This window comes from Streptomyces sp. NPDC060232 (genome assembly GCF_042726555.1).
Lineage (GTDB): Bacteria > Actinomycetota > Actinomycetes > Streptomycetales > Streptomycetaceae > Streptomyces.
Window position 1 is genome coordinate 681,642 of sequence record NZ_JBHXAG010000001.1, and the last position, 16,804, is coordinate 698,445.

General features: G+C 70.7%; 20 protein-coding genes and 1 pseudogene. 16 read left to right on the plus strand and 5 right to left on the minus strand.

The genetic code is table 11. The annotated features are described in order from the left end of the window. The first annotated feature begins 130 nt into the window (after positions 1–130). Together ACFWFZ_RS03060 and ACFWFZ_RS03065 are read left to right on the plus strand one after the other, a co-directional pair. Positions 131–580 (plus strand): SRPBCC family protein, encoded by a 450-nt coding sequence (locus tag ACFWFZ_RS03060; RefSeq protein WP_387115663.1) that lies wholly within the window; start codon positions 131–133, stop codon positions 578–580. A gap of 350 nt (positions 581–930) precedes the next feature. Then, positions 931–1,800: a helix-turn-helix transcriptional regulator gene (locus ACFWFZ_RS03065; RefSeq protein ID WP_387115666.1), complete on the plus strand. Its 870-nt coding sequence runs from the start codon at positions 931–933 to the stop codon at positions 1,798–1,800. Between the two features lie 76 nt (positions 1,801–1,876). Here ACFWFZ_RS03065 and ACFWFZ_RS03070 read toward each other — a convergent pair whose 3' ends face one another. Both ACFWFZ_RS03070 and ppk2 read right to left on the minus strand, forming a co-directional pair. Further along, entirely contained in the window at positions 1,877–2,281 is a 405-nt protein-coding gene (locus ACFWFZ_RS03070; RefSeq protein WP_387115668.1) for a hypothetical protein, read from the minus strand. 158 nt (positions 2,282–2,439) lie between these two features. Next, positions 2,440–3,408 carry a polyphosphate kinase 2 gene (gene ppk2 / locus ACFWFZ_RS03075; protein ID WP_387115671.1) on the minus strand — a complete coding sequence of 323 codons (969 nt, stop codon included), beginning with the start codon at positions 3,406–3,408 and terminating at the stop codon, positions 2,440–2,442. A gap of 133 nt (positions 3,409–3,541) precedes the next feature. Here ppk2 and ACFWFZ_RS03080 point away from each other — a divergent pair, with 133 nt between their 5' ends. Next, positions 3,542–3,901, plus strand: a complete 360-nt coding sequence (locus ACFWFZ_RS03080) for a hypothetical protein (protein WP_387115674.1) — start codon at positions 3,542–3,544, stop codon at positions 3,899–3,901. 36 nt (positions 3,902–3,937) lie between these two features. Further along, positions 3,938–4,123 carry a DUF6381 family protein gene (locus ACFWFZ_RS03085; protein ID WP_387115677.1) on the plus strand — a complete coding sequence of 62 codons (186 nt, stop codon included), beginning with the start codon at positions 3,938–3,940 and terminating at the stop codon, positions 4,121–4,123. Positions 4,124–4,272: 149 nt separating this feature from the next. Here the strand turns inward: ACFWFZ_RS03085 and ACFWFZ_RS03090 are convergent, their stop codons facing one another. Together ACFWFZ_RS03090 and ACFWFZ_RS03095 are read right to left on the minus strand one after the other, a co-directional pair. Beyond that, positions 4,273–4,656 (minus strand): VOC family protein, encoded by a 384-nt coding sequence (locus ACFWFZ_RS03090; protein ID WP_387115681.1) that lies wholly within the window; start codon positions 4,654–4,656, stop codon positions 4,273–4,275. A 298-nt stretch (positions 4,657–4,954) separates the two neighbouring features. Next, positions 4,955–6,205, minus strand: a complete 1,251-nt coding sequence (locus ACFWFZ_RS03095; RefSeq protein WP_387115684.1) for a cytochrome P450 — start codon at positions 6,203–6,205, stop codon at positions 4,955–4,957. Positions 6,206–6,372: 167 nt separating this feature from the next. On the opposite strand from ACFWFZ_RS03095, the gene ACFWFZ_RS03100 reads away from it, so the two are divergent. Beyond that, the gene (locus tag ACFWFZ_RS03100) at positions 6,373–6,804 is read left to right on the plus strand and encodes a CBS domain-containing protein (RefSeq protein WP_387115687.1); all 432 of its coding nucleotides are present in this window, start codon (positions 6,373–6,375) and stop codon (positions 6,802–6,804) included. A 99-nt stretch (positions 6,805–6,903) separates the two neighbouring features. Here the strand turns inward: ACFWFZ_RS03100 and ACFWFZ_RS03105 are convergent. Next, positions 6,904–7,095: pseudogene (locus tag ACFWFZ_RS03105) on the minus strand (NADPH-dependent oxidoreductase); the annotation flags it as partial. A gap of 35 nt (positions 7,096–7,130) precedes the next feature. Here ACFWFZ_RS03105 and ACFWFZ_RS03110 point away from each other — a divergent pair. The 11 genes from ACFWFZ_RS03110 to ACFWFZ_RS03160 all read left to right on the plus strand — a co-directional run bounded on the left by ACFWFZ_RS03110 (position 7,131) and on the right by ACFWFZ_RS03160 (position 16,757). After that, positions 7,131–7,265: a CorA family divalent cation transporter gene (locus ACFWFZ_RS03110; RefSeq protein ID WP_387115690.1), complete on the plus strand. Its 135-nt coding sequence runs from the start codon at positions 7,131–7,133 to the stop codon at positions 7,263–7,265. Between the two features lie 160 nt (positions 7,266–7,425). Beyond that, complete coding sequence (locus ACFWFZ_RS03115; protein ID WP_387115692.1) at positions 7,426–8,502, plus strand: YihY/virulence factor BrkB family protein; 1,077 nt, start codon at positions 7,426–7,428, stop codon at positions 8,500–8,502. A gap of 86 nt (positions 8,503–8,588) precedes the next feature. Beyond that, the gene (locus ACFWFZ_RS03120) at positions 8,589–9,002 is read left to right on the plus strand and encodes a phage holin family protein (RefSeq protein ID WP_387116312.1); all 414 of its coding nucleotides are present in this window, start codon (positions 8,589–8,591) and stop codon (positions 9,000–9,002) included. Further along, entirely contained in the window at positions 8,999–9,376 is a 378-nt protein-coding gene (locus ACFWFZ_RS03125) for a DUF3618 domain-containing protein (protein ID WP_387115695.1), read from the plus strand. Before ACFWFZ_RS03120 ends, ACFWFZ_RS03125 begins: the two co-directional genes overlap by 4 nt. A 49-nt stretch (positions 9,377–9,425) precedes the next feature. Then, the gene (locus tag ACFWFZ_RS03130) at positions 9,426–9,656 is read left to right on the plus strand and encodes a DUF6479 family protein (protein WP_387115697.1); all 231 of its coding nucleotides are present in this window, start codon (positions 9,426–9,428) and stop codon (positions 9,654–9,656) included. Between the two features lie 473 nt (positions 9,657–10,129). Beyond that, positions 10,130–10,978 carry an MIP/aquaporin family protein gene (locus ACFWFZ_RS03135; protein WP_387115700.1) on the plus strand — a complete coding sequence of 283 codons (849 nt, stop codon included), beginning with the start codon at positions 10,130–10,132 and terminating at the stop codon, positions 10,976–10,978. A 151-nt stretch (positions 10,979–11,129) separates the two neighbouring features. After that, positions 11,130–12,647, plus strand: coding sequence for a glycerol kinase GlpK (glpK, locus tag ACFWFZ_RS03140; RefSeq protein ID WP_387115703.1), 1,518 nt, complete (start codon positions 11,130–11,132; stop codon positions 12,645–12,647). 240 nt (positions 12,648–12,887) lie between these two features. Next, entirely contained in the window at positions 12,888–13,619 is a 732-nt protein-coding gene (locus ACFWFZ_RS03145) for a class E sortase (RefSeq protein ID WP_387115706.1), read from the plus strand. Between the two features lie 101 nt (positions 13,620–13,720). Then, positions 13,721–14,479, plus strand: a complete 759-nt coding sequence (locus tag ACFWFZ_RS03150; RefSeq protein WP_387115709.1) for a 2OG-Fe dioxygenase family protein — start codon at positions 13,721–13,723, stop codon at positions 14,477–14,479. A gap of 157 nt (positions 14,480–14,636) precedes the next feature. Beyond that, positions 14,637–16,196, plus strand: a complete 1,560-nt coding sequence (locus ACFWFZ_RS03155; RefSeq protein WP_387115712.1) for an MFS transporter — start codon at positions 14,637–14,639, stop codon at positions 16,194–16,196. 129 nt (positions 16,197–16,325) lie between these two features. Further along, positions 16,326–16,757 carry an ester cyclase gene (locus ACFWFZ_RS03160; protein ID WP_387115715.1) on the plus strand — a complete coding sequence of 144 codons (432 nt, stop codon included), beginning with the start codon at positions 16,326–16,328 and terminating at the stop codon, positions 16,755–16,757. Positions 16,758–16,804: the final 47 nt, after the last annotated feature.

Below are 16,804 nucleotides of genomic sequence, written 5' to 3' on the forward strand. Positions count from 1 at the left end.
GTGTGTGCCGTTCGCGGGGTGGGGCAGGTGCGGCGTGGCAGGGCACCGATGGATGGAGTGCCCGGCCGTGAAACCGGTCGTGACCCGTCACCGGGTCCGGGGTCCGCAGCCGACACCCAGGAGGTTGAGAATGTCGCAGGTCAAGGAATCCATCGAGGTCGACGTCCCGATCCGCACCGCGTACGACCAGTGGACGCAGTTCGAGTCCTTCCCGCAGTTCATGGACGGCGTGCAGCGCATCGAGCAGCGCACCGAAACCCTCACGCACTGGGTGACGAAGGTCGCGGGGGTGGAACGGGAGTTCGATGCGGAGATCACCGAGCAGATCCCCGATACCAAGGTCGCCTGGGTCACCGTCGGTGGCGACAGCGAGCAGTCGGGCCTGGTGACCTTCGAGCCCATCGACCCGTCCCATACGCAGGTCACGCTGATGATGGACTTCGACCCCGAGGGGATGGCGGAAAACCTCGGGGACAAGCTCGGCTTCGTCGACCGGCAGGTCAAGGGCGACCTGAAGCGCTTCAAGCACTTCATCGAGGACCGCGGCTCCGCCTCCGGCGCCTGGCGCGGTCAGGTCTGACACCACGCGCTGAGACACCGTCAGTACGGGCTGTGCACGCCGGAAGCCGCCGGGGTGCACAGCCCCGTACGGCTCGGCATGCCGGCCGAGGCCGAGGCGGCACGCGCCTCGGCCTTCCGCCCAACCCACAGCAGGACTTCCTCGTTGACTCGACCCGCACGATTCGTCCGCCGCTCGACTTATCCTGAGATCGCGCTGCTCCTCCGTGCCGCGCCACGCCGCGCGATAGGACGTCCGTTGCCATGCCACAGCAGCTACAGGGGAGGCCGCCGGGCAGGGAGAGCTTCCGGACCACCGAAGTCGATGTCGCACGCGACTGGTTGAAGACGGCATACGGGACGAGCCTGCGCATGCGAACGCCCGCACCTCACAGGCCGTTCCAGTACTCCCGTACGAGCGCCGGCCCGCTGGCGCTCAGCACGCTGGCGCTACCGACGGAGTATTCCTACGCCACCGACCCCCTCGGTGCCGTGGCCATCACGCACGTCGTCGGCGGCCGCATGGTCCGGGAGTGCAAGGACGACGTCACCCGAGCCGGGCCGGGCGACGTCCTGGCGATCTCGCAGCCCCACCTGCCCTACGCCGGCCGGGTGTACTGCGCCGACCTGCGGGCCGTGACCGTGCCGCTCGCGCTGGTGCAGGAGCTCGCGGGACGACTGCCCGGCCAGAAGGCCCGCCCGCTGCGCTTCACCCGGTTCACCCCCGTCTCCCGCGCCATGGCCGACCAGTGGAAGCGGACCGTCGACTACGTCGAAGCGAGCATCCTGGCGCTGCCGTCCGGCGGCGCATCGCTGGTGGTCGACGCCGCCGCCCGGCTGCTCGCCGCGACCGTCCTGGCGGCTTTCCCCACCGACGCCCGCCCCGAGCCCGTCCTCGCGGACACCCGCGACGCGACGTCGGAGACCGTCCGCCGCGCCGTCGCGTACATCGAGTCGCACCCCGCGGACGACATCGGCCTGGCCGATGTGTCTGCCGCCGCCAGCGTCACCCCGCGGGCCCTCCAGTACGCCTTCCGACGCCACCTCGCCACGACTCCCATGGCGTATCTGCGTCGCGTACGCCTGGCACATGCGCACGCGGATCTCGTCGCGGCGGATCCCACGCGGGAGACGGTCACGGCCATCGCCCACCGGTGGGGCTTCCACCACCAGGGGCGTTTCGCCGCCGCCTACCGAGAGGCCTACGGGGTTCCTCCCCGGGACGCGCTCGCCGGATCGTGACCGGTCGTCGCGGCGTCGGGACCGGATTCGATCGGATTCGTTGGACTGGATCGGACTGGACCGGACTGGACCGGCGTCACTCCGGCGTCCCCGCACCCTCCTCGGCCGGGCGGGCGTCCGCGGGCCGCACGACGACGAGGTGTTCCCCGTGCGCGGAGGCGTCGAGGCCCGCCTCGCGCAGGATCACGGCGAGGGCCGTCCGGAGCGCCTTGTGCAGGCCGGTCAGGGAGGTGAGACGGTCGATGTCGTCCTCATGGCCGTGTATCTGCACGGTGGGCCGCAGCACCTCACGGGCGACCCAGCCCACCATCACCCCCTCGGGGGCCGTCCACACCCGCAGGCCGTCCTCCGTAGGCGTCGACGTGTCGAACCCCGCGCGGCGCAGGGCCTGCCTGACCCGCTCGCACGCGTCGTCGCCCCCTTCCGTCCGGGGCTCGACGTCCGTCGCGGCCTGCGTGGCATGGGCCGGTGTGAGATGCATGCCACCACTTCAGCGAGCCGACGCCAGCGGCGAAAGCCACTCCGCGAAAGGATCCCGATCGGCAGCCGGGAAACGATGCGATCGCCCCCGCCGACCTGCCGCCGACCGACCGACCGACCGACCGACCGACCGCCGACCGACCGCCGACCGGTCGGGAGTCAGGGGTCGGGGTGCAGGCCGGGGCCGAGAGACGGACCGGCCAGAGGGGTGGGGGAGAGGTCGGTGGGTTCTTCACCGGACTCCAGGAGCGTGTCGGCGGCCCCGACGATGAGGCTGTCGGGACGGCCCACCGCCTTCCCGTCCTTCCGGTCGTAGTCGATGCGCCACAGCAGGCTGCGCATGGCCTCCAGCCGGCCTCGCCGCTTGTCGTTGCTCTTGACCACCGTCCAGGGCGCGTGAGCGGTGTCGGTGGCACGGAACATCGCGACCTTGGCCGTGGTGTAGGCGTCCCACAGGTCCAGAGAGGCCAGGTCCGTGGGCGACAGCTTCCACTGCCGCACCGGATCGACCTGGCGGATCGCGAAGCGGGTGCGCTGCTCGGCGCGGGAGACCGAGAACCAGAACTTGACCAGCAGCACGCCGTCCTCCACGAGCATGGCCTCGAAGGCCGGGCACTGCCGCAGGAACAGCTCGTACTGGTCCTCCGTGCAGAACCCCATGACCTTCTCGACGCCGGCGCGGTTGTACCAGGAACGGTCGAAGAAGACGATCTCACCGGCTGCCGGCAGATGGTCGACGTACCGCTGGAAGTACCACTGCCCCGCCTCCCGCTCGGTGGGCTTCGCGAGCGCGACGATCCGGGCCCCGCGGGGGTTCAACCGCTCGGTGAACCGCTGGATCGTGCCGCCCTTGCCGGCCGCGTCCCTGCCCTCGCAGATCACCACCAGCCGGGCGCCGGTCTCCCGGACCCAGCGCTGCAGCTTCAGGAGTTCGATCTGCAGGATCCGCTTCGTCCGCTCGTATTCCCGGTGTCCCACCTTGTGGTCGTACGGATAGTTTTCCTGCCACGTGCGGATGGGCGCCCCAGAGCCGTCCAGGAGCACGGGCTGCTCCGGCCGGCGGGCGTCCACACTCAGGCCGGAGAGCAGGTCGTCGGACGTGTGCGGGTGGGGGTTCGGCTGAGTCACGCCACGTGTCTACCCGGATTGCGCGCACGTATGGCGCGGCCCGCGCGTCCGGTGTCGGCGGTTGACCTGTCAAGGGCGGGGCAGAGGCACATCAGGGGGCCGCAAGGCAGATCGCAAGGCAGGAGGACCGCTCATGTCCAGCAGCCCGAAGTCGCACGTCCCCCACGGAGAGGGACCGAGCCGGCACGAGGGAACCGAGCAGCACGGCTGGTCCCCGGACGTCGACTCCACGCACACCCAGGACAACCCCAGCGCCCGGCGCTCGTTCGACCAGCCGAAGAAGTCCGACGCCGCCACGGGCGGCAAGCGTCGCGGGCGGGACGCTGCGAAAGAGGACGAGGGGACGCCGGTCGAGTCGGACTCGCGCCGCGGTGAGGACATCGCGAAGAAGGGCCAGGAAGGCCACCACGACATGGGAACCCGCGGCCGCTCGCAACGTCCCAGCGGAGGGAAGGACGCGTCCGCCTACACCGGGATCGACCCGAAGGACTGACGGAAACCCACCACACGTGCCGGAGGAGGACCCAACGTGAGCGGTGACAGGCAGGCGAGTGAGGTCGGGAAGCTGCGGCAGCAGGCCGAGGAGCTGGAGCTGGCTGCGCAGCGGGCCGGTGATCGCGCGGAGCGGGAGCAGCTGATGGAGAAGGCCGTGCGCCTGCGTGCGCGGTGCCAGGAGCTGGGCGGCCCGGAAAGCGCCACGATGGATCCCATGTAGCCACGATGGGCCCCACGTAAGCGTCCGACTTCCGACGACCAACGGGAGCGGCTGCTGGTCCTGGCGATCCAGGCAGGCTTGGCTTGGCCCTGTCGTCGGCCTGTCGTCGGCTCTGTCGTCGAAAGCGTCGCCACGTCGACGACAGGACCTCAGGAGTCTGCAGTCGCGCGATCGGAATCGCCGTGCAGGACGCAGAATTCGTTGCCTTCGGGATCGGCGAGGATCGCCCAGCCCGAGCCGTCGGGATTGCGGTGGTCGGCGACGAAAGTGGCGCCGAGGCCCAGCAGCCGGTCCACCTCCTGGTCGCGTGTGGTCTCGGGACGCAGGCACAGATGGATACGGTTCTTGATCGTCTTGGGCTCGGGCACCTGGTTGAAGTACAGCACCGGGCCCTCCGGCAGCAGCACCAGGGTCTCCCGGTGACCGGGTCTGACGTCCGGATGCAGCGGGCCGCCCGTCACGCTGCTCCAGAACCGGGCCAGCTCGTAGGCATCGGCACAGTCGACCGCCACGTTCTGCACTGTCGAAACCATGTGTGCAAGCCTTACTGATCTTCGTGTCGAGCGCCAGCCTTTCGGGAACAACGACGGACTATTGACCGTTCCCCATGTGTGAGGTGCGGGAGGGCTGATGTCCCCGGCCCGCCCCGGCGCAGGGTCCTGCGTCGTGAGGCGGCCGCTCTTCCCGCCCCCGCCCGAGAACGCCCCGGCCCGCCTTCCCCCCCGGCCGGCTGGGGCCGCCCCGATCGGCCACCCCCCGGCCGGTCGGGGCCCCTCATGTCCGTCATCATGTCCACCGCGGCACCGCTACGCGCCTGCGCGCCTACGGCGCCTACGCGAGGTGGAACCGGAATCCGCTGCGCGGGAGCGTGGGCATCCGGGACAGCGGGATGGTCAGGTCCTGGTCCGGAACGCTGACGTCGAGCCCGGCCAGCTCCGTGACGAGGGCCGCCAGCAGCGTGACCGTGATGTCCTCGCCCGGGCACCGGTGGCCCTCCGCCGCGTCGCCGCCGCCCTGGGGGATGAGATTGCGCAGGCTCTCCCCGGTTCCGTAGCGGTGGGGATCGAACCGGTACGGGTGAGCCCACCACTGCGGGTCGTGATGCTGCCCGTACAGGTCCAGCAGGAGCAGCGTGCCCACCGGAACGGTCTTGCCGCGCCACTCCAGATCGCGGGCGGCGAGCCCGCCGACGAACGGCGCGAACGGGTAGAAGCGGCGGACCTCGTGGGCGAAACCGGCGGCGAGGTGCCCTGACACGTCACCGCGGAGCGGGCCGCGGTGCTCGGGCCACCGGTGCAGGGCGTGTGCGGCGAAGGTGACGAACCACGCGATGGCGACCGTCGGCCGGATGATGTTCAGCAGCTCCACGGCCGCCAGATGCGGGTCCAGTACGGAGCCGTCGGCGTCGCGGTGCCGGGCGACCACGTCCAGCGCGCTGCCGTCGGGAGCCGTCTCCCGCTGCTCCCGCACCCGCACGATCAGTTCCCCCAGCGCCTCCTCCTGCCGCTTGCGGGCGTGACGGGCGCGCAGGTGGCGCGGACCGGCCGTCGCGAACCCGTCGACCATCGCCACACAGTCCCGTGCCAGCCGCGCGCCGCCCGCCCCGGTGACGGGTACCCCGGTCCAGTCGCAGACGGCCAGGGCGAGGACCCTGGCCGTCTCGTCGAAGAGGACCACCGGCTCATCCGGCTTGTCCCGCCACCGGACCACGGCCTCTCGCCAGCGCAGGAGTACGTGCTCCCGCAACGCCTCGATGCCCTTCTCGTCCTTCAGCAGGGACATGAACATCGCCTTGCGGGCGCGGTGGGAGAGCCCGTCGAGGGTGTGCACGGCGCCCTGCCCGAAAAGGGTGTCGAGCACCGGGTCCGGGAGCGCGGCCCGCCGCTGCACGTGCTGCTCGTCGTAGAAGAAGGCGACGGCTTCCGGGCCGCGCAGCGCGAGCGTCCGGCGGCCGAGGAGGCGGGTGCGGACCGTACCGTCCGCAGAAGCGCGCATGTGGTCGGGAAGCCAGGCGTAGCCCTGCGCCAGCAGCGACAGAGTGCCGTCGGTCCAGACGGACGGAGGATTCTTGAGTGTCGGCATGGGACGCGGCTACCCGGGGCTGCTGCCCGCACACAAGGCGCCCGGTCGATTTCACCCGGATACTGGAAGGAACACCGTGGGGCCTACCTCTCCGTAGGAGGGGGTAGGCCCCAGCGCGGCACGTGTCGTGTCGTGCCGCATCGCCGCTTCGACCATCGGGAGGACCGATGACCCGACGAGTGCACGAGGTGATGACGCGCAACCCGGTGACCGTGGAGCGCCTGACCTCACTGGCGGAAGCGGCGCGGGTGATGCGGGACGCCGGCATCGGGGACGTACTGGTCGTCGAGCAGGGCCGGCTCTGCGGCATCCTCACGGACCGGGACCTCGTCGTCCGCGCGCTCGCGGAGGACCGCGACCCGGCGGAGACGACCGTGCAGGCGATATGCAGCACCGAACCGCTCACGGTCGGGCCGGACGCCCACGTCGACGAGGCCGTCGACCTCATGCGCCGACACGCACTGCGGCGCCTGCCGGTGCAGACCGGGAGCGGCGAGCTCGTCGGCATCGTCACCCTGGGCGACCTGGAAGTCGAACGGGACCCGGGGTCGCCGCTCGCGTCCATCGCGGCGGCGGAGGAGGAGGCACGCGGACGGTGACGGCGCCGTGCCGGTGCGGAGCCGTCAGGCGGGTGGTCAGGCCGGCGGTCAGGCAGAGGTCAGGCGGCGGGCACGGTCACGGTCGTACGGAAGCGCCGGTCAGCTCGCCGGGTAGGAGGCGCCCTTGAGCCGTCGGGCCAGGTGGGCGGTGTTGGCGGCGAGCGTGGCCGTCGTGGCGGCGGTCTTCTCGGGCGTCTTGTCGAGGTCCTGGTAGTCGGTGCTGTGCATGGCCTCGCCGACCCAGTAGGTGACGGCGTTCGGGGCCAGGGAGAAGCCGACGTCGTTCAGACCGGCTACCCCCGCACCCGGCTTTGATGTCGCAAGAAATGCGATGGACCCCCTTCCGGCTCGGCGACATGAGGCGCATCTCCGCATGGGCCGCGATCTTCGCCCTCCCCACCATGGTCGCCGGCGTGTACGGGATGCACGTCGAGCACATGCCGGAACCGGGCTGGAGCTGAGGCCACCCGCTCGCCGTCGGTCTCAGGCGACGGCGTCGGGCCTCCTCTACCGCGCCTTCCGCCGCAACGGCCGGCTCTGAGGGCCGGGAGGCTGCGCCGCGCCCGGTTTTGCCCACTGCCGGACTGACATGACCGGCGCCGCGCTGGACAGCCGCACGGTATGAGAACTCCACCGAACCAAGACCGCAGCGTCGAGCGCGAGCCTGAGCGCCAGGGCGAGCAGGACCGTGAAAGTGCCGACACCGGCCGGGAGTCCGGCGCCGGCCCGAGCCCGCTGGTCGAGGAACGCGCCCCGGACGACCCCTCCGAGTTGCCCGCACGCTCCTGGAAAGCGGTACTCCGCGGCACGGCCAGGGAGTTCGGCAACGACGAGCTGGCAGACAGGGCCGCGGCACTGACCTACTACGGAGTTCTGGCGATCTTCCCCGCGCTCCTGGTCCTCGTATCGCTGCTCGGCCTGGCCGGCGAGTCGACGGCCGGGCGGGTGATGGACAACCTGCAGCAGCTGGCTCCCGGCTCCGCCCGGGAGGTGATCACGGATGCGGTCGAGCAGCTGCAGGGCCGCAGCGGCGTCGGATCGCTGATGGCCGTCGTCGGTCTCGTCGTGGCCCTGTGGTCCGCCTCCGGCTACGTCGCCGCGTTCATCCGGTCCGCGAACGCCGTCTACGACGTGCCCGAGGGCCGCCCGGTGTGGAAGGTGCTGCCGCTGCGCTTCGCGCTCACGGTCACGCTGATGGTTCTCGCCTGTGCCGGCGCGCTGATCGTCGTCTTCACCGGCCGCCTGGCCCGGCAGGCGGGCGACGCCCTCGGGATCGGCGACATCGGGCTGACGGTGTGGTCGATCGCGAAATGGCCGGCCCTGGTGCTCCTCGTCACGATCATGATCGCGCTCCTGTACTGGGCGGCGCCGAACGCGAAGGGCCGCGGATTCAAGTGGGTGACGCCGGGCAGCCTCCTGGCCCTGCTGATCTGGATGGCGGCTTCGGCCGGCTTCGCCTTCTACGTCGCGAACTTCGGCTCCTACAACAAGACGTACGGAACCGTCGCGGGTGTCGTCGTCTTCCTGATCTGGCTGTGGATCACCAACCTCGCCATCCTCCTCGGGCTGGAATTCGACGCGGAACTGGCCCGCCAGCGGGCGACGGCCGGCGGGCTGCCCAAGGGCGAGGAGCCCTATGTCCGCCCCCGCGACACCCGCGCGTGGAACGCCGAAGACCGCCGCCGTATGAACCGCTGATCCGATCAGGTGGAACGGGTGTCGCCTCGTATACCGGGTAGGCGCGCATCGACAGTGACGTGTCCATCGCGAAGAGGAGGCTCCGTATGAGCACGATAGAACGGCAGACCCGTATCGCCGATGAATCCGTGAGCGTTCTCGTCTCGCGCGCTTCCCGGCAGATCTCGGAACTGGTCCGCGAGGAGATGCAGCTGGCGCGGGCCGAGATGACGCAGAAAGGGAAACGCTTCGGAAAAGGCGGCGGCCTCTTCGGCGCGGCGGGCATGCTGGGATTCCTGGCGGCTCAGGCACTGACGGCGACCTGTATCGCGGCTCTCGCCCTGGTACTGCCGTTGTGGGCGTCAGCCCTGATCGTCACGGCGGTACTGGCGCTCGTCGCCGCGGTGATCGCCATGGCAGGCAAGAAGCAGGTCGCCAGGGCCGGCTCCCCGGTGCCGGCGCAGACCATCGACAGCGTAAAGGCCGACCTGGCCGAGATGAGGGAGAAGGCGCACCGATGACCAACGCACCCGACACACCTGACGCGCCCCACACCCCCGACGACGGCCGGACCGACAGCGGTACGCACACCCCCGACGAGCTGCGCGAACAGGTCGAACGTACGCGTGACGAACTCGGGCGGACCATCGAGGCGCTGGCGGGCAAGGCCGACGTCAAGGCGCAGGCCAAGGAGAAGACCGCGCAGGTCGCCGACCGCATCCACGACAAGGCCGCGCACACGGCGCAGCTGGTGCACGACGCGACGCCCGATCCGGTCCTGGACGCGGCGGGCCGGGTCGCGTCGACGGCACGCGCCAACCACAAGCCGTTGCTCGTGGCCGGCGCAGCTCTGCTGGTCGCCCTGCTGGTCTGGCGCAGCCGCGCATGCCGGTGAAAGGCCGTGGCGAGCTCGTACTCCCGGCGAGAGCGGGTAGGCGCGGGCCATGACTGCTATCGAGATTCTCGCGGCCGAAGGCCAAGGAGCCCTGTTCCTCATTCTCGCCGGGGTGGTGGTGGCCGTTCTTCTGATCGCCGCCTTCTGGTACGGCAGCCGACGCGCCGCGCGACGCCGGGCCCCCGCCCGCTCGGCCGATCAGAATCCTGTGGCGCGGGGCCGCGAGGACTCCTGGCAGACGCCGGACGACACCCCCGGCGACCAGGGTCCCCGGGCGTGAACCGACAGGCGAGCGGCTGGGGAGGCCCGGCAGGGGAAGTGCATCGAGAGCGGTGCCCGGTCCGGGGGGCGAACCAGTGCCCCCGGCGGCGGGAGGACTCGGCCGGCTGAGGTCCGGTGTCGCCCGCACACCCGCCGTCCACGCCACCCCGCCGTGTTGCGTGCGGTAGTCGAAAAGATGCGGAATGTAGCCGCCTGTGTCAGCGTGGGAACCGGAATCCTCGGATCCCGCGCACGCAGGGCCCGGCCGGCGCCTGTAGTCACCCCGGCCGGGCCCTGTCACGCCCCGTTCGGCTCCGGTTGAGGAGCGCGGAAGCGGAGGGAAGTGCAATATGGGTGTTCCCGCACACGGGCGTGTGCGCTGCGTAAGGCCGAATCGGCTTTTCGCACGCGGCGTGTACTCCGTGCCGCGGTCAGACACAGAGGACTCGGGGCAGTCGAAGCCGGCCTTCGGCCCGGCGGAAAAGGGCACCCATGACGGAGCGCCTCCATAGATCGGGTCTGGTCGGCGAACTCTTCGCCGAATTCGCCGGCACCATGATCCTCATCCTCTTCGGTTGTGGTGTGGTGGCCCAGGTGGTCGCCGGCGGAGCCCTCACGGACCCCGCGGGCGGACTCGGGAACCACGACAGCATCGCCTGGGCCTGGGGTCTCGGCGTAACCCTGGGTGTGTATGTCGCGGCGAGGCTGAGCGGTGCTCACCTCAATCCCGCGGTGACCGTCGCGCTGGCCGCGTTCAAGGGCTTCCCCTGGAAGAACGTGGCTCCCTACGCCGCCGCCCAGCTGGCCGGAGCCTTCGTGGCCGCTCTGCTCGTCCGTTGGAACTACACCGAGGCGTTGGCCAAGGCCGACCCCGGTCACACCATCAAGACGCAGGGCGTCTTCTCCACGCTCCCGGCCAACGGGAACACGAACCTGCCGGTCACCGAGTGGGGCGCACTGCGCGACCAGATCATCGGCACCGCCATCCTGCTCTTCCTGATCTTCGCCGTCACGGACCTGCTGGGCACGCCCCCCGGCGCCAACCTCGCCCCGTTCATCGTCGGCCTGATCGTCGTGGCGATCGGCATGGCATGGGGCACCAACGCCGGTTACGCGATCAACCCGGCCCGTGACCTCGGCCCGCGCCTGGCGAGCTTCCTCACCGGCTACGGCGGGGCATGGCGAGATCAGTACGGGAACCTCTACTTCTGGGTCCCGATCATCGGCCCCCTGATCGGTGGGGTGCTCGGAGGAGCCGCCTACAAGTTCCTCGTCGGCCGGTTCCTGCCGACCGCCGAACCGGAGCCCCCCGGACGGGTGCCGGCACCCGAAGAGGGCTGACCACCCGAAGAAGGCTTACCGCACCCGGGACGGACGCGCCACGGCCCGTCCGTCCCGGCCGGTCCCGGGTCCGTGGATCAGTATCGGTTCCGCGGCACCCGTCCGGGCCTCGGCCCGCACACACCGCATCCTCAAGAGAAGGCGGGACCCCATGGCTGACTTCGTCGGCGCAGTGGACCAGGGGACCACGAGCACCCGTTTCATGATCTTCGACCATGCCGGCAACGAAGTGGCGAGGCACCAGCTGGAGCACTCCCAGATCCTGCCCCGCTCGGGATGGGTCGAACACGACCCGGTGGAGATCTGGGAGCGCACCAACTCGGTGATCCAGAACGCCCTCCGCCACGGCAACCTCGACGCCTCCGACCTGGCGGCCGTCGGCATCACCAACCAGCGCGAGACGACCGTCGTCTGGGACCCCCGCACCGGGCGCCCGTACTACAACGCGATCGTCTGGCAGGACACCCGTACCGACTCCATCGCCGCCGCACTGGATCGCGGCGGCCAGGGCGACGTGATCCGCCGCAAGGCGGGTCTGCCCCCGGCCACGTACTTCTCCGGCGGCAAGATCCAGTGGATCCTGGAGAACGTCGACGGGGTGCGGGAGGCGGCCGAGCAGGGACACGCCCTCTTCGGCAACACCGACTGCTGGGTGCTGTGGAACCTCACCGGAGGCCCCGACGGAGGCGTCCACGCCACCGACGTCACCAACGCCAGCCGCACCATGCTCATGGACCTGGAGACCCTCGACTGGGACGACGAGCTCCTGGGATTCTTCGACATTCCCCGGTCCATGCTGCCGACCATCAACCCGTCCTCCCACGCCGAGGCGTACGGACGCACGCGCACCTCGCGGCCGTTGCGGGAGGCCATTCCCATCACGGGAGTGCTCGGCGACCAGCAGGCGGCCACCGTCGGCCAGGTCTGCTTCTCGCCCGGCGAGGCGAAGAACACCTACGGCACCGGCAACTTCCTGGTCCTCAACACCGGGACGGAACTGGTCCGCTCGCAGCACGGCCTGCTGACCACCGTGGCGTACCAGTTCGGCGACAGCCCCGCGGTCTACGCCCTCGAAGGCTCCATCGCGGTCACCGGCTCCGCCGTGCAGTGGCTGCGCGACCAGCTGAAGATCATCAACGACGCCGGCGAGAGCGAACGCCTGGCCCGGACGGTCGAGGACAGCGGAGGCATCTACTTCGTCCCCGCCTTCTCCGGCCTGTTCGCCCCGTACTGGCGCTCCGACGCCCGCGGCGCGATCGTGGGCCTCGCCCGCTACCACGACGGCGGCCACCTGGCGCGGGCCACTCTGGAGGCCATCTGCTACCAGAGCCGCGACGTCGTCGAAGCCATGGAACAGGACTCGGGCGTACACCTCGACGTGCTCAAGGTCGACGGCGGCGTCACCGCCAACGACCTGTGCATGCAGACCCAGTCCGACATCCTGGGCGTACCGGTCAGCCGTCCGGTCGTCGCCGAGACGACGGCGCTCGGCGCCGCCTACGCGGCCGGCCTCGCCACCGGCTTCTGGCGGGACACCGACGAACTGCGCACGCACTGGCAGGAGTCCAAGCGCTGGGACCCCCAGTGGTCCGAGGAACGGCGCACCGAAGGGTACGAGGGCTGGAAGCGGGCGGTGGAGCGCACGCTCGACTGGGCCAAGGTCGAATAGGCGCTTCCCGTTCCCGTTCCCGCTCCGTTCATCTGGACGAGCCGACGAGCCACACCGCCCTCGATCTGGTCGCACCGCCCCCGGGCACGCGGCGGGGGCCGACCTCCCTCCGGCGCCCAGGGGAGGGAGGTCACAGACCTGGACCCTTATGGACTTCTTGCTCCGTATGTCACCCTGGCCGTCCGCCGGGTCACCCACCTGCCGCTCGACCCGGGCGACCGACCCCCCACGGATGCGCCCATGCCCCCGCCGTTCTCGTCCAGAGCCGTTCCCGTCGTGCTGGCCGGAGCCATGACCGCCCTGCTGGCGGCCTGCGGGCCCTCGGCCGCTGCGGGACCCGCGGCGCCGCCGCCGTCGGCTGCGGTCCCCGCATCAGCCGCCGCCGCGCCCCCACCCGCGCCCTCACTCGCGCCCTCACCTACGCCCTCACGCGCGGCCGATCCGAAGCCCGGCGAGGACCACATTCGGGAGTCGACGCTGTCCATACCCTCCGCGGGCATATCCGGGCTGCGCGTCGTGCCCTACGAGGGCACCACCGACGACGTACCGGGCACCCGGATCCAGGACCGCGGGGTCGCGGCGAGCCCGTACGGGACGCGGGGCGGAGTCGGACCGGGCCAGGTGGGGAACTTCCTGGTCACCGCGCACCGCCTCTCCGCCGGAGGTCCGCTGCGCGACCTGCCCGCCGTCGGCGCCGGCGACACGGTCCTCGTGGCCGTGGGCGCAGTGGAGTACACCTACGAGGTCATCGAGACCCGCAAGACGTCCTTCCGGTCGGCGCGCTCACTGGAGGAACAGCGCGCGGCGGTACCCGGTGCACCCGGCGCGGCCCCCACCCAGGCCATGATCACGATCTCGACCTGCGCCACCCCGGAGGACCACGCCGAGGGCAACTTCTGGAGCGACGCCCACGGCAACCCGGAACACCGCATCGACAAGATCGGCGTCCTCCGCGCCACCAGGACCTCCTGAGCCGATGCCGTCCGCACGGAGGTGCGCGGTGTCCGGGGCCGACCGATGATGTCTTGAGCCCGCATTTCTCCACCCCACCAGAGAATGGGTGGTGGCAGACCGTGAACACCGACACCGGCTTCCTCTTCCCCCCGGCGGACGAGCGGACCAGGGCCGCGGAGGCGGCGGCCCGCGCCGCGCTGGCCGGCGCCGGCGCCTACCTCATGCCTCCGGCCGACGTACTGGCCTGCCTGGGGGCCGACGCATCGTCCTGGGCACGGTTCGCGGCCCACTGGCAGGATCTGACGCAGGACGAGTACGCGGCCCGGCGCGGCACCCACAGACTCCGGCGCTACGGGCACTTCTCGCTGTCGCCCGTGACGGGGGAGCTGCGGTTGCTGCCCCACACCGTGTTCGTCCAGCCGGGCAAGACCAATCCGCTCTACGCGTCGGTGGACCGCAGTTTCGATCCGCTCACCGACGACTTCGTGGCCGATCCGGTGCTGCGCCAGGTCATCGGTCTGCTGGGCCGGTTGGCGGGCGCGCTGGACGTCGCCGAGTGGTGGAGCGTCAAGGTCCATCCCTTCCGGGTCGTCGCCACGGCGGAGGGGGCAGGGCAGCCGTCACCCGAGGGCAGGCACCGGGACGGCGTCAGCCTGGTGTCCTCGCTGCTCCTCGACCGGGACAACGCGGCCGGGGGCGAAAGCACCGTCTACACCCCCGAGGGCGACGAGATCCTTTCCGTCACACTGCGCGAACCGGCGAGCCTGCTGGTCTCCGACGACCGCAGCACCCTGCACGATGTGTCGCCCGTTTGCCCGGTCGACGCCGCGCGCCCGGCCCACCGCGACGTGTTGGTGACGACCCTCACGCCCGGCTGACCGACGCGGCGTGACCGGTCCGGGCCGGTACGCGCAGGTCCGCTGGTCCGAACAGGTGTCGAGCCGCGCGCACCTGCCGGGACGGGCCGGTCGGAAGCGGAGTGCGGGTTACCGTCGGTCGACGGCGGGGGCACTGGGCCCTATGGGAGGTACTGCTGTGTCGCCTGCGGACTCGCGTTCCACGCTCGCGATGCTCCCGGTCATCTCCGGACTCTCCCTCGCCTTCACGATCACGGCGGTCGACCCGCTGGTCCTCAGCCTGAACATGCCGCAGATCACCCGGGCGCTCCAGGTGCCGCCCGAGGCCGTCGGGTTCCTCGGAGGCGCGGCCACGCTGGTCGTGGCCGCCGCCGTGCTCGCCGTGGGCAGTCTCGGGGACGCCTTCGGACTCAAGCGAACGCTGATGCTGGGGCTGGTCGGCGACATCGCCGTCAACCTGATGTCAGCGCTGTCCCCCGGCTACATCTTCCTGCTGGTGATGCGCCTCCTCGACGGCCTGGCACTGGCCGCGGTTCTGGGAGTGTCGCTGGCCCTGCTCAAGCTGTCGGTGCCGGCGGAGAAGCGGCCCGCGGCCATCGGCCTCTTCATGGCCATCGAAATGCTGCTGTGCGGGGTCACCCCGGCGGCCGGGGGCTGGGTGGTGGACAACTGGGGCTGGCGGTGGCTGTTCCTGCTGGCCCCCCTGCTCGCACTGATCGCCCTCGGGCTGACGGCCCGGTACGTCGTCGAACCCCCCGTCCTGGACCGTCCCCGAGTCGACTTCCTCGGCGTCAGCCTGGTCGGCGTCACCCTGCTGACCCTCGTGCACGGCATCGCCGAGGCGGAGACCGGGATCACCCAGCTCCAGGCATGGCTGCCGCTGGTGGTCAGTGCTGTCGCCGGCGTGCTGTTCGTACTCCGTGAGCGCCGGACACCGCAACCGGTCCTGGACCTGTCGCTGTTCCGCAGCGGCCCGTTCACCGTGGCCGCGCTGGCCAGCCTGACGCTGAACTTCATCGTCGCGGGGTTCAGTTTCGCCCTGGGGCAGTTCGGCGCTGTGATCATGTCGCTGCCCCAGAGCACGATCGGCCTGCTGTATCTGCCCGGCACACTGGCCATCGCGGGTGCCGTCATCCTCGCAGGGCGCCTGATCGGGAAGTACACCCCCAGGCCGGTCCTCATCACGGGCCTGCTGCTGATGGCGGCGGGCGTGCTGCTGATGGCGGCCACCGCCAAACCCACGATGGCGTTGTGGATCGTCGTACTGGCCACCTGGCTCACCAACCTCGGATCACTGGTGACGTCCGCCGCTGTGGCGGAGACCATCCTCTCGCACGCCCCGCCCGGCAAGTCGGGCGCCGTGGCTTCCGTCCAGCCGGCGTTCGGAATGAGCGGCTACGCGCTCGGCCCCGCCGTGTTCCTCCTGCTTTTCAACCTCTTCTTCCAGCAGCAGTGGCTCAACGATGCCGACGAGCGCGGAATCTCGGCGACCGAAGCCGATCAGGCCGTGGACGCGACGCGCAGCGCGATGGCGCGCAGTCCTGGCTCCGCCGGGTACGACCCGAACCTGCTCCGGCAGTCCGGACTGGATCTGGACCTGGACTTCACCGACGGCCTGCGGCTCACGATGCTGATCGTGAGCCTCCTGCCTCTCGCCCTGGCGGTGGCGGCGTACCTGATCATTCCGCGCCGGGCCCGGGCGGCACCGCAGCAGCCGTCGGGGACGGCGGGGTCCTGAGGCAGACCGTTCACGGGCCTGAGCGGCCTCGGGAAACCGGCGCACCCCGGCCGTCCCGTCATCGGGTCGCACAGTCGCAGGCGGGGAGTCAGCATGGAAGGGAAGGCATGCTCCCAACTGGAGGTTCCCATGGCTGACAATGAAACTCTCGTCCGCGAGCTCTTCCGGGCGTGGAACGACCGTGATTTCGAGTCCATCGCAGGGTCCGTCGCTCCCGACTGCACTGTCGTGGAGGAGGGCAGCGGAAGGACACTGCAGGGCCCGGACGGCTTCACCCAACTCGCGAAGGCCCTGTTCGACGCCATGCCCGACGGCACGTTCACCCTCGACCACCTCACCTCCCAAGGGGACCGGGTGGTCGTCGAGTACACGGGCAGCGGGACACAGACCGCGGACCTGGTCCTGCACGCGGGCACCGTACCCGCCACGGGGCGTCCCGTCACGGTGCACGCGTGTGACATCTACGAGGTGAAGGACGGCAAGATCCAGGAGGGCCGCGTCTATCTGGACACCGGCGCCATCATGAGCCAACTGGGTCTGACCAAGCAGCTGCAGGGCTGACTGTCAGGAGCCCCGCCGAGGGGCCCACAACCGTCCGGGTGCCGCGA